The sequence below is a fragment of the Granulosicoccus sp. 3-233 genome (assembly GCF_052681095.1).
Genome location: NZ_JBQYLE010000012.1, coordinates 204,318 through 214,270 on the forward strand (window position 1 = coordinate 204,318; position 9,953 = coordinate 214,270).

General features: G+C 58.4%; 11 protein-coding genes. 2 read left to right on the plus strand and 9 right to left on the minus strand.

What is annotated here, in order from left to right:
- Positions 1-21: 21 nt before the first annotated feature.
- Together ACUNV4_RS25520 and lpoB are read right to left on the minus strand one after the other, a co-directional pair.
- Positions 22-1,158 (minus strand): hypothetical protein, encoded by a 1,137-nt coding sequence (locus ACUNV4_RS25520; RefSeq protein ID WP_430881477.1) that lies wholly within the window; start codon positions 1,156-1,158, stop codon positions 22-24.
- A gap of 83 nt (positions 1,159-1,241) precedes the next feature.
- Complete coding sequence (gene lpoB / locus ACUNV4_RS25525) at positions 1,242-1,940, minus strand: penicillin-binding protein activator LpoB (RefSeq protein WP_430881478.1); 699 nt, start codon at positions 1,938-1,940, stop codon at positions 1,242-1,244.
- 368 nt (positions 1,941-2,308) lie between these two features.
- Here lpoB and ACUNV4_RS25530 point away from each other — a divergent pair, with 368 nt between their 5' ends.
- Entirely contained in the window at positions 2,309-2,713 is a 405-nt protein-coding gene (locus ACUNV4_RS25530; RefSeq protein ID WP_430881479.1) for a hypothetical protein, read from the plus strand.
- Between the two features lie 11 nt (positions 2,714-2,724).
- On the opposite strand, the gene ACUNV4_RS25535 is transcribed toward ACUNV4_RS25530, so the two are convergent.
- The 5 genes from ACUNV4_RS25535 to ACUNV4_RS25555 all read right to left on the minus strand — a co-directional run bounded on the left by ACUNV4_RS25535 (position 2,725) and on the right by ACUNV4_RS25555 (position 7,838).
- Positions 2,725-3,159: a DUF6524 family protein gene (locus ACUNV4_RS25535; protein ID WP_430881480.1), complete on the minus strand. Its 435-nt coding sequence runs from the start codon at positions 3,157-3,159 to the stop codon at positions 2,725-2,727.
- Positions 3,160-3,196: 37 nt separating this feature from the next.
- Positions 3,197-4,141, minus strand: a complete 945-nt coding sequence (locus ACUNV4_RS25540) for an ABC transporter permease (RefSeq protein WP_430881481.1) — start codon at positions 4,139-4,141, stop codon at positions 3,197-3,199.
- Positions 4,141-5,187, minus strand: coding sequence for an ABC transporter permease (locus ACUNV4_RS25545; RefSeq protein WP_430881482.1), 1,047 nt, complete (start codon positions 5,185-5,187; stop codon positions 4,141-4,143). Before ACUNV4_RS25545 ends, ACUNV4_RS25540 begins: the two co-directional genes overlap by 1 nt.
- Positions 5,188-5,203: 16 nt before the next feature.
- Entirely contained in the window at positions 5,204-6,754 is a 1,551-nt protein-coding gene (locus tag ACUNV4_RS25550; RefSeq protein ID WP_430881483.1) for an ABC transporter ATP-binding protein, read from the minus strand.
- 91 nt (positions 6,755-6,845) lie between these two features.
- Positions 6,846-7,838 (minus strand): BMP family protein, encoded by a 993-nt coding sequence (locus ACUNV4_RS25555; RefSeq protein WP_430881484.1) that lies wholly within the window; start codon positions 7,836-7,838, stop codon positions 6,846-6,848.
- 336 nt (positions 7,839-8,174) lie between these two features.
- On the opposite strand from ACUNV4_RS25555, the gene ACUNV4_RS25560 reads away from it, so the two are divergent.
- Positions 8,175-8,729, plus strand: a complete 555-nt coding sequence (locus ACUNV4_RS25560) for a gamma-glutamylcyclotransferase (RefSeq protein ID WP_430881485.1) — start codon at positions 8,175-8,177, stop codon at positions 8,727-8,729.
- Between the two features lie 17 nt (positions 8,730-8,746).
- Here the strand turns inward: ACUNV4_RS25560 and ACUNV4_RS25565 are convergent, their stop codons facing one another.
- Entirely contained in the window at positions 8,747-9,205 is a 459-nt protein-coding gene (locus ACUNV4_RS25565; protein ID WP_430881486.1) for a hypothetical protein, read from the minus strand.
- 149 nt (positions 9,206-9,354) lie between these two features.
- Positions 9,355-9,570, minus strand: a complete 216-nt coding sequence (locus ACUNV4_RS25570) for a hypothetical protein (RefSeq protein ID WP_430881487.1) — start codon at positions 9,568-9,570, stop codon at positions 9,355-9,357.
- Positions 9,571-9,953 lie beyond the last annotated feature (383 nt).

Below are 9,953 nucleotides of genomic sequence, written 5' to 3' on the forward strand. Positions count from 1 at the left end.
AGTTCGGAGGCCAGCGTGCCTTCAATCGACGTTGATCCCCAGCCTGATCAGTTTGAAATGGCGTTCCCCGGGGGACAGCTCCAATTCCAGTGTGCGACGTTGAGTGACGCGCCCCGGCGTCAGCTCGTCGCCGCTGACCTGCAGCTGCAACGTATGCGAGCCGGGCGGCAGTTGCGTCCTTACCAGGGTCAACCAGGCTGGCAGGGTTTCCCAGCTGCGGGTATCTGCCTGTTCGATAGCCAGAAAAATCAGCCTGGCTATGTTGCCTGCCAACGCATCCTGTTCTGCAATGGCATCGGACACGCTGTATTTTGCGGCAATTCGCAGCGCCTGTCTGGCGGCGATCCGCTTGCCACGTTCGGCGAGGGAATCGCTGGATATGCGTAACAGCTGCGTATCGCTGCGGATGATCGGCAGGGACTCACTTTCATCGAGGATCCGGATCACCGGGGGTGAGCTGTAGGACTCGGGATAGTACGGAAAGGAGATGCGGGCATTGATGTCGATGAACAGGTCGCCGGGGAGTTTTGGCTCGATGAATCCTGAGGCCACGAACAACACCAGTTCGCTCTGATCTCGCGCCAGGGGTTGCTGCAATGACGTGCCGAAATCTTCTTCCAGGCGGCGATACTCGACACCGGCACTGTCATTCTGTCCCGCTGCGGCAAAACTGAGTGCCATGAGTGCGCGAGTGAAGACATCCTGCTTGAGAACCTCACCGTGCTCTTCGTAAACCGCCGCCGCACGACGAGCCTCGACGGCGGCTCCCTGCGGTTCGTCGATCAGCAGGAAGTTGAGCATCTGGAACGTGTGAATCCAGAGGCGTTCGCTGTACTCGCCGCTGTAGCGGGTTGCCCAGTCACTGGTCAACAGCGCCGATGACTGGTCTCGCAAACTGACATAGTCGAGTTCATCCACCAGGCGCAATGCGCTGTCGAAGGCCGCGATGCTGGTCTCGAACTCACCTGCAGCCTGTGCAACCAGGCCTCTGTCCAGGTACAGAAGCAACCTGTCCCGACGTGACACATCCGCTTCGGACAGGGTCTGCAGAGCTTCCCGGGCGCTGCCATGACGGAACTGATCCCTTGCCACGTTCAGCGCGCCGGAGGTTGCACAAGCCTGCAACAGCACCATCAGACACAAGAGTGCCGTACGCATCATCAGCGTCGATAATCGGTAACCAGGCAACTCAGCAATCCCCGGCACGCGCAATGGGCAGGTGCATCAGCGGCGACAACCGGCTACCAGCCGATAACGGGACGAGAAGACTCGCGGGCAATTTCCACATTGTCTGCCCAGGCAATCTCGCCGGTCTCCAGATCGGTCAGTTCCAGGTTCATCGAGTAGTAGATGAGTTCCCGCTTGTTCAGGCGCCATTGTCTGGCCTGCTTCTTCTCGATGGAACGCAAGGTGCCTGACAGTATGTAGTCCGCACCCAGTTGCCGACCTTCGGCAACACGTTGTTCAGGAGGCACGAAGCCGGCATATTGATAGTTGGCTTCGTCCAGCAGATTGCCGCGTTGCTTGCGGTTGATGAAGCGATACTCACCCGATTTGATCAGCGCCAGACGAATGTCATCGGTTATGCCGCTGGTGCTGATGTGTTCCGAGGTCTCATTGTCGACGCCATAGATCACGATGATGGGCTTGGCGGACTCGGTCACTATGGCAGGCGATGCGAGCAGGCTGCCGGTCAATGTATCAACGATCTGCTTCTTGTCGGAGAAATCGTAACTGGCGTCATAGTGCTTCTCGGTTTGCGGGTCCAGTGATCGCGTCGTCGCCACGCAACCGCTCAATATGCCCGCCAGCATCATGACTGACACGAGGCCACCGCGGATAGGTGCGCGCCGCGAGCGTCGGGGAAGCTGCTGCTTGCTGGAGGAGGGGGCGTCTGACACGGCGGCAGACGGTTCAGCGTTATTGGAAATGTGATGCATGCGGATCTCCGAGATGCGTCAGGGAAGCGGGAATGATGGGGTCGTAAATCCTGCGTGGGCCAAACGCCGCAGAATACGTCATGAGCCTTAACGCCAGATTAACCAATTGGCACGACTAGAGAGAACCAATTCACAATTTTTTCAATTCGTTACCTGTGAGTTCCGATGAACGTCCACTGTCCGCAAATTCGCCATCAGGCGTGTGATAGGTTGGCTGTATTGTTGTGGCTGATCCGAGAGCGCTACGCTATCTGGCCGTTGAGACCTCCGATGGTCCGGTATGTTCAGAATGTGGGGTCATTGCAGGGTATCGGCCAATAACTTGCCAGGATTACTGACGAAATACCGGAACGGACGAGGCTCTTTGAATGATGGACCCGCGCAAGCAACTGGCCAGAACGAATGACAAGCCGGTGTCGAGACAGGCTGAGGAATTCGAACCGCTTCTGTCACGTCGGTCCGGAGAGCGTTCGGTCAAGGGGTCTTCGGCGCGATCCCGATTCGTTTTTCACACCAGTCTGTTCATCATCGGGTTGATCGGTACCAGCGGCTGTCTGTGGGCCATGTTGTACACGTCTCATGGCGAGGAAGTGGCGCAGAATCTCGGATTGCACCGTGTAGCCAACAGTCTGGAAAACATCCTGTCCCTGCTGGCTTATCCGGTCCTGATGTTCTCCGTCATTCTGACCCTGTACGCCGCGCAGCAACTCTATCGCCTGTATCGGGAAGCCACTCGGCCGAGTACGTCGCGCCGACAGCGACGATCGGAATAGGCTGGAATACATCAGCTATCGATGTCTCCGGCTTCATCGGTCACTATCTGGCCGGTGGCACGTCGCCAGATGATGGCTCCCGACAAGCCGATGCCCAGAAATGCGCTGTACAGAATGAGTGCCAGCCATTCGAGGGACTGTCGATTGCCGGAGGATACCCAGCCTTCCTGCAGCGACAGATAGACCAGAGCTGCAAAGAGCACCAGAACGATGAAGGTGCCCAGCTTGCCCAGAGCCTTCCAGGCGGCGATCAGCAGGGCCAGATTGATGAGTATGACGACAATGGCGCCGAGCATGACCCAGGCATCGGTTGGGTTTTCATTGTTGCTGACCCAGTGGAACACAGAGGTCCCGCTGGGGTTGTAGCTTGCAAGGACGACGGCCGCTGAAATCAGCAGGCGGGTTAGCAGCACACCGGGTGAGGAGTCTCTGATGGCCTGGATCATGGAATCTTGTGGAAGCGTCTGTCAAGGAGATGCCAGACTATAATCGTTCGCCGCGACGATAGGGCTTCAACAGGGCCTTGGGATACTCGGCCCGGCGTGCCACGATGATCATGGCTACAATACTTAACACATAGGGCAGCATCAGGAAGAACTGGTAGGGAATGTATGCACCTGCCTGTTGCTGCATCCTGACCTGAAAGGCATCCAGTCCAGCGAACAGCAGAGCTCCCAGCAGGGCCTTGCCGGGTCGCCAGGAAGCAAAGATGACCAGCGCCACGCAGATCCAGCCACGGCCATTGATCATGCCGAAATAGAAGGCATCGAACGCACTGATGGTCAGTGACGCGCCACCGACGGCCATCAGGGCGCTGCCCAGCATGACCGCCAGTGTACGAACTCTGATCACATCGATTCCCTGGGCTTCCAGAGCCACCGGATTCTCGCCGGCTATACGCACTGCAAGGCCCCAGGGTGTGCGATACAGCACGTACATGGCTAGAGGCACGATGATAAATGCGGCATAGGTCAAGGGCGTGTGCGAGAACAGAGCCTCCCCCAGAAACGGCAGGGATGAGAGGGCCGGAATGTCCATGTTCTGAAAGGGAGTGACTTTCGGTGGGGATGTGCTTTCCGGCAGCAGCATCTTGATGATGAAATAGCTCAGGGAGGATGCCAGCAGGGTGATTCCGATTCCGGTCACATGCTGGGAAAGGCCAAGCGAGACCGTGAAGCTGGCGTGCAACAGGCCCAGCATGGCTCCGACCGCAGCGGCGAAGAACACGGCGCTGACAAGATCCCCGCCGTTGTAGACCCATAACCAGCCGGACATGGCGCCGGCCGTCATGATGCCTTCGATTCCCAGGTTCAGCACGCCGGCACGTTCGCAGATCAGTTCGCCGAGGGTGGCAAAGATCAGCGGACAGGCGATGCGGATGGTGGCGGCCCAGAAGCTGGCACCGAGCAGTATGTCCAGAATGTCCATCAGCGGCGAATCCGGTAGCGGGACAACATCAGGCCGATCAGCACGCTCAGAACTGCGCAGGCGACCATGATGTCAGCGATATAGCTGGGGACACCCAGTGCACGTCCCATGGAATCGGCACCCACCGAAATACCGGCCAGGAAGGTCGCTGACAGAACCACACCCAGGGGGTGCAGATTGGCAAGCATGGCCACGGCAATGCCGGTATAGCCGAACCCCGGTGACAGATCCAGGGTCAGGTAGCCCTTCAGCCCCGCAACTTCACTGACGCCGGCAGCGCCTGCCAGTGCCCCGCTGAGCATCGCTACCCAGAACAGTGTTCGAGCGGCTGGAATACCGGCATGCCGAGCGGCGCTGCTGTTGAGTCCCAATGCCTTGACGCTGAAACCGAAGACACTGAATCGCAGCAGCAGCCAGAGCACCATGGCGGCTGCCAATGCCACGTACAGACCGGCATGCAGACGGGTACGCGGCACCAGCGCGGGTAGTACGCCGGAATCGATGATGGGAGCCGCCTGCGGCCAGCCCATGGACATGGGGTCGCGCAGAGGACCTTCCAGGGTATAGCTCACCAGTAGCAGGATCACGAAGTTCAGCAAGAGAGTCGTGACCACTTCGTCCACGCTCAAACGAGTCTTCAGATACCACGGCAGCAGCAGGGCAAGGCCACCGGCCAGGGCTCCGACGAGAAACAACAGCGGAATCATCCAGAAGCTGTTCAGCTCCAGCAGACCGGTGCCCACCAGCGTGGCTGCCAGTGCGCCACAATACAGCTGTCCTTCCGCACCGATATTGTAGAAACGCGCCCGGAAGGCAATTGCCGCTGCCAGCCCGGTGAAGGTCAGGGGGATGGCTCTGGAAAGCGTTTCCGTCAACGCGAAGGTGGAGCCGAAGGCACCAACTGCCATCATGTGAAAGGCCGCCAGGATCGACTCACCCGCCCAGACGATGAGCAGGGAGGCCATCAGCAAGGAAAGGGCTATGGCCATGATAGGGGCGGAGAGCGACAACCACCACGGTACGGACTCGCGAAGTTCCAGGCGCATCAGTTGCTGTTTACTGTCATGTGGGATTGTTGTCAAAGGCGCCCGACATGCGCAGGCCCAATTCGCGGGGTGTGAGCCCGCTACCCGGTAACGACTCGCTCATGTGTCCGTCGTGCATGACAACGACTCTGTCGGAGAGCCGTAGCAGTTCGTCCAGGTCCTCGGTGATCAGCAGTATGCCTGCTCCCCGATTCCGGGCATCAATGAGCAGGGAATGAACGGCGGAAATGGCGCCTTCATCAAGGCCGCGGGTAGGTTGATTGGCCAGAATGACATCGGGATCGCGAGCCAGATTGCGCGCCAGAATCAGTTTCTGCATGTTGCCACCGGACAGCAGTCCGACGGGTTGCTCCTCATTGTGACAGCGCACATCGTACTCATCGATCAGCTGGCAGGCCTGTTGGCGAGCTGTGCTTCTGTCCAGCAGCAGACCCATGCGCCAGACCGGTTGCTGGCCGAGTTCGTCCAGCAGCAGATTCTCCCACAGGCTCATCTCGCTGATGACCCCCTGGGAATGTCTGTCTTCGGGTATGCGGGCCAGGCCCTTGCTGGTCAGCATGCGCGGTGACGGGCGATTCAGGACGTCGCCCAGCAGCACGAAATCACCTTCGTCAGGTGGGCAGAGGCCTGACAGGACACTGGCCAGTGTTGCCTGCCCATTGCCGGATACACCGGCAACTCCGACGATTTCATGAGCCCTCACCTGCAGATCGATGTTGCTCAGACTGTTTCTTCGGGTCGTTCGGTCCCTGACGGTTACGGCCTTCAGGGCCAGTAATTCTTCACCAGCAGCCCTGGCTTCCACGCTGGGGCGTTCGACAGCCCGACCGACTATCATCTCCGCCAGTTGGTTGCGGTTGACGGTGGCCGTGTCCGCGGTGCCGACCACCTCGCCGCCACGCAGCACGACGACTCGATCACTGATGGCCAGAACTTCATGCAGCTTGTGTGAAATGATGATGATCGCAAGGCCACGGGACGCCATGCTGCGCAACAACACGAACAGATCATCGACTTCCTGAGGTGTCAGCACGGCCGTGGGCTCGTCCAGAATCAGGATTCGGACATTGCGGTACAAGGCCTTGAGTATCTCCACCCGTTGACGTTCTCCCACACTCAGGTCTCTGACCGGGCTGTCGATGTTCACCGTCAGTCCAGCATCGACCATGATCTGATGCAGACGGTTGCGAGCGGCGTGACGCCGGCTGAAGGGCTGCCACAGCGACTCCGTTCCCAGCATGATGTTGTCGAGAACAGTCAGGTTGTCGGCCAGCGTGAAGTGCTGGTGAACCATGCCGATGCCTCGTTGCAGCGCATCCTCCGGAGAGTGCTGCTCCAGCGGTTCCCCGAATGCCTCGATGCTGCCGCTGTCTGCCCGGTAGTGGCCGAACAGGATATTCATCAGTGTGGTCTTGCCGGCACCGTTCTCACCGAGTAGTGCAACGATCTCACCGGTGTGCAAGGACAGGCTGATGTCCTGATTTGCCGCCAGTGAGCCGAAGTGCTTGGTGATGCCCCTGATGGACAGGATGGCGGCGTTGGCACCGCCCCGGTCTGTAGTGGCCATTGTCGGCCTTGCAGCGGGCGGTTCCATCGTCGACTGTCCGTCAGTTTGCGGAGACTGTGTGCTTTCCACGGAGCTGTCTGTCGCTTGCGTCCTAGTAGGTGGACTTGGGCTCCTCGTCATTGATGTCGATTGTCAGATCTCCTGCCAGTATCTCGGCGCTGGTCTGCTCGACTCTGCTCTTGATGTCGGGATCAATGCGATCTTCGAACTCATGGTAGGGCGCCAGGGATGCTCCCCCTTTCGCCATCATGGTCCACTCCTTGTAATTTTCGGCCGAGAATGAACCGGCCTTGACACGTTCCACCGCGTGGGAGATCGCGTTTTCCATGTGCCAGAGCGCCGAGGTGACCACGACGTCCGTGCCGTTCTCTTCCTTGTTCATGTCGTTGACATTGCCAAAGGCCAGAATGCCTTTCTCGCGTGCCGCATCGACGACGCCTGCACGTTCTGCGTACATGATGTCGGCGCCTGCTTCGATCTGTGCAAAAGCAGCCTCTTTCGCCTTCGGTGGGTCGTACCAGCTACCGATGAAAGTCACCTTGAACTCGACTTCCGGATTGACAGACTTGGCACCTGCCATGAAGGCATGAAACAGACGGTTCACTTCGCCTATCGGATAGCCGCCGACCATGCCGATGCGGTTGCTCTCGGTCATGCTGCCGGCAATCATGCCCATCAGGTAGCAGGGTTCGTGGATATAGTTGTCGAAAACGGAAAAATTGCTGCCGTGCGGTTCAAAGGGGTCGCCCATCAGATAGGCCGTGTCAGGGTAGTCGTCCGCTACCTTGCGTGCTTCACGGCTGATGCCGAAGGCCTCTCCGACGATCAGGTCGACACCGCTTTCACTGTATTCGCGCAATACACGGACGTAATCCGTGTTGGCAACTTTCTCCGAATAGTCGTACTCGATTTCGCCAGCATCTTCCAGCGCCTGCAAGGCCTGATGAAGCCGCGCGTCCCATTTCTGCTGGATTGGCTGGGTATAGATGCCGGCAACCTTGATGGTGTCAGCCAGCAAGGGTGTCGAGCTGACAGCCAGGGCACTGGCAAGCAACCAGGTGCTCAGTTTGGATTTCATGGACATGCAATGGCTCCAGAAGCTGGTAGTAACAGGCCGGGTGGCATCTGTCGAGCATTCGGCTGTTGTCCGATGAATTTTCAATCGTGTAACAATCGGATGCCCGTGACAGAGCCTACGAGGGAGAGGGCACCGGGTCAACTGCTGTTATCGGATAGGTGATTGTGGCTCCGTCGCTTGTGCCGGCAATCCTGTTCGGGTGATCATCGTGTGTTCCGGTGGCAATGACGGGTGCCGACTTCAAGCAAACCGGTATGGCAATCCAGACTCTGACAGGAGGCAGGCTCCCTTGTTTTCATTCGTTTCCGACCCGGCACAGGCGCCGGACGATGCATTGCTCGCATGAGAGGTGACAGAGATCCTGATGCCGAACTGTGGGTCTTTGGCTACGGCTCCCTGATCTGGCGGCCGGCCTTTGCCCATGAAGCTCGCCAGGCAGCCAGACTGAGTGGGTACGAACGGCGTTTCTGTCAGGCCTCGCACGATCATCGAGGAACACCCGAGAGACCGGGGCGTGTCGTCACGCTGCTGCCGGTTGCCGGCAGTGATTGTCATGGCATGGCCTACAAGCTCCCGCATCCCGGTCGAAAAGAGATTCTGGCCTATCTGGATCATCGTGAGCAGGACGGGTATGAACGCCTGTATGCCCCGCTTCATGTCGGAGAAGGGCAAACGGTGCCCGGGCTCACCTGGATTGCCAATGATGCCAATCCATCCTGGCGAGCCGGTGAGACGCTGGAAGAAGTGGCCTTGCTGATTGCCGAACGCCATGGTCCCAGCGGCAGCAATCGGGAGTATCTGTATGAGCTGGAGCAGGCGCTGGCCGCGCTGGACATGCCGGATCCGCATGTCAGTGCCTTGTCGTATCGAGTCAGGCAGCTTGCTGCCGGCGGGTGAGCCTGGCTGGCAGCCTGTCAGAATTTTTTCAGGTTGAGAGGCGTCATGCCCTTTCTGGAGTCTTCGCAGGTCAATTCGAGACTGCCAGAATCCTTGCTGGCAACACCAAAGCACTTGCCCTGAACGGGGCGAATCTGCCCTTTGTCCAAAGCCGTGTAGCTGATTTTTGCAGAGCGGCCCTGAAACGTGCCCTGGTAGGTCTCCTTGATGGGAATGCCCCGATAATCACCCTCCCTGATCATGGTGAATTCGTTGCCGCTCTGATTCATCGTGATCGACAGCTCGGGGTAGTCGGTATCCTGCCAGCGGCCGGATAGATCCGGTATCGGGTAGTCCGTCAGCGCCTGAGTATCTCCTCGAAGTGATTCCGGCAGCGATGCCCGAATATCTTCCGGCAAGGCCGAGCAGGCAGAAGCAAGCCACAAGGAGGTGACAAGTGACAAGGTGGTTGCGAATCGAAAGGCGTCTTTTGTCATGGGAGTGAGTGCGGTGGTGGGAGCTTGCCTTGATGGTAGTCACAAACGGGGAGCCAGGCACGCGATGTTTGCCATGGGTGAGGGGGCGGATTTGATCGTCGGGAGGTAGGCGTCGGAGTCATGTTGCAGCGGAAGCGGCAGCAGCATTGTTAGGGGCGGCCGGACTTTTCGTACTTCTCGTAACTTTTCCGGCTGACGGGGCTGACGGGGCTGACGGGGTTGACGGGGTTGACGGGGTTGACGGGGTTGACGGGGTTGACGGGGTTGACGGGGTTGACGGGGTTGACGGGAGTGACGGGAGTGACGGGAGTGACGGGAGTGACGGGAGTGACGGGAGTGACGGGAGTGACGGGAGTGACGGACAAGCGTCAATTCAGCGGTTTTCGAAGAGGTGTGGCGTCCAGAAAGTCAGGAAAATCAGCAACTAGGCAGTATATATCCGAATTGCTGACGGTTTGTCATGAGTTTGTACTTGAAAAATGTCATCAAAATGTCAATCAACCCCGTTGCCTTTTGCCAGAAAGTCCGTAGAATTCGCCTCCTCGCAGCGATGCAGGGACAGCTCTTCGGAGTGACTCGGTCGGGGCGGGGCGAGGCAGGGAAAGATTGAAAATAATTTCCCTGTGTCGAGAAAGACGCGCTAAGATAGGCGGCTCGGTCGGACGGAATGATGTTTGATCGGTGTGTCTGGGAGGGGCGGAAAATGATGCAAATTATTTTTCCACTTTTCCAGAAACAATGTTAAAGT

Bases quoted from the DNA above. Each gene is read 5' to 3' on its own strand.
- ACUNV4_RS25520 (WP_430881477.1), bottom strand. From the start codon at position 1,158: ATGCGTACGGCACTCTTGTGTCTGATGGTGCTGTTGCAGGCTTGTGCA.
- ACUNV4_RS25530 (WP_430881479.1), top strand. From the start codon at position 2,309: ATGATGGACCCGCGCAAGCAACTGGCCAGAACGAATGACAAGCCGGTG.
- ACUNV4_RS25565 (WP_430881486.1), bottom strand. From the start codon at position 9,205: ATGACAAAAGACGCCTTTCGATTCGCAACCACCTTGTCACTTGTCACC.
- ACUNV4_RS25545 (WP_430881482.1), bottom strand. From the start codon at position 5,187: ATGCGCCTGGAACTTCGCGAGTCCGTACCGTGGTGGTTGTCGCTCTCC.
- ACUNV4_RS25535 (WP_430881480.1), bottom strand. From the start codon at position 3,159: ATGATCCAGGCCATCAGAGACTCCTCACCCGGTGTGCTGCTAACCCGC.
- ACUNV4_RS25555 (WP_430881484.1), bottom strand. From the start codon at position 7,838: ATGTCCATGAAATCCAAACTGAGCACCTGGTTGCTTGCCAGTGCCCTG.
- ACUNV4_RS25540 (WP_430881481.1), bottom strand. From the start codon at position 4,141: ATGGACATTCTGGACATACTGCTCGGTGCCAGCTTCTGGGCCGCCACC.
- ACUNV4_RS25560 (WP_430881485.1), top strand. From the start codon at position 8,175: ATGAGAGGTGACAGAGATCCTGATGCCGAACTGTGGGTCTTTGGCTAC.
- lpoB (WP_430881478.1), bottom strand. From the start codon at position 1,940: ATGCATCACATTTCCAATAACGCTGAACCGTCTGCCGCCGTGTCAGAC.
- ACUNV4_RS25550 (WP_430881483.1), bottom strand. From the start codon at position 6,754: ATGGCCACTACAGACCGGGGCGGTGCCAACGCCGCCATCCTGTCCATC.